Source organism: Bartonella sp. AP57NXGY (assembly GCF_042195805.1).
Lineage (GTDB): Bacteria > Pseudomonadota > Alphaproteobacteria > Rhizobiales > Rhizobiaceae > Bartonella.
In genome coordinates, this window is record NZ_JBHIOZ010000319.1 from 1 (window position 1) to 1,183 (window position 1,183).

Sequence of the window (1,183 nt, forward strand, 5' to 3'; positions counted from 1 at the left end):
TTCATAATATGTTTATATAATTATTTTGTTTTTAGTCATTAAATCATATTAAATTATTGATAGCGGTAAAGTTTTTTATAGCGATAAAGTTTTTTATAGCATCTACGTTATAGAATAAATAACGAAACATAGAGAAGTATTCATGGATTGGAGAAGACAGTAAAAGGCTTTAGAATGACTTTTTCATGAGAGTCATAGAGATTTATTAGAGAGGCGAATCGTGTGATTTTTATCAACAGAAGCTCTTTGATTCTTTATTTGCTAACCACTGAATACAATCATTGAGAGCTCTCGCTGTTATAACTTGCTTTTTTGCTAATTTTTTTTCTTTACTTGGTAAGCGTTTTTCTGAATGTTTAATAGAAGTAATAGGGGGAAAGAGTCCGAAATTGATATTCATTGGCTGAAAGGATTGTCTTTCTGTTTCTTCTATTACAATATGCCCCCCCGTAATATGATGCAAAAGGGCACCGAATGCAGTGGTTTGTGGGGGGAGGCAAGGACAGTTATGATGATATTCTGCAGCGGCAAAATGTCCAGCAAGAAGCCCTATTGCCGCTGATTCTACATAACCTTCACATCCGGTAATTTGTCCTGCAAAGCGTAGTCGTTTTGTTTGTTTTAAACGAAGGGTTTGATCAAGAATGATTGGAGAGTTGAGGTAGGTATTGCGGTGAAGACCACCAAGACGCGCAAACTCTGCTTTTTCAAGACCGGGAATCGTTCTAAAAATGCGAATTTGTTCACCATATTTCAGTTTTGTTTGAAAGCCGACCATATTGTAAAGGGTTCCAAGTTTATTATCTTGGCGTAATTGAACAACAGCATAAGGTTTAACTGTAGGGTTATGGGCATTGGTTAAGCCCATAGGTTTCATAGGTCCATGTCTTAAAGTTTCAAGTCCGCGTTCAGCCATAATTTCAATGGGTAGGCACCCATCAAAATAGGGTGTTTTTTCAAAGTCACGAAACTCTGTTTTGTCGGCATTTTTTAACGCTTGAACGAATGTTTCATATTGTTCTTTGTTGAGGGGACAATTAAGATAATCTTTTCCTGTTCCTTCAGGACCAATTTTATCATAGCGAGACTGATACCAACAAATATTCATATCAATACTGTCGGTATGGATAATAGGTGCAATTGCATCAAAAAAAGAAAGAGCTTTTATACCGGTTATTGCTTG

General features: G+C 36.2%; 1 protein-coding gene. It reads right to left on the reverse strand.

From position 1 onward, the window contains the following. Window positions 1-232 precede the first annotated feature (232 nt). Window positions 233-1,183: methylenetetrahydrofolate--tRNA-(uracil(54)-C(5))-methyltransferase (FADH(2)-oxidizing) TrmFO (gene trmFO, locus ACFIL8_RS10615; RefSeq protein WP_375689739.1), on the reverse strand; the 951-nt coding region annotated here is incomplete at its 5' end.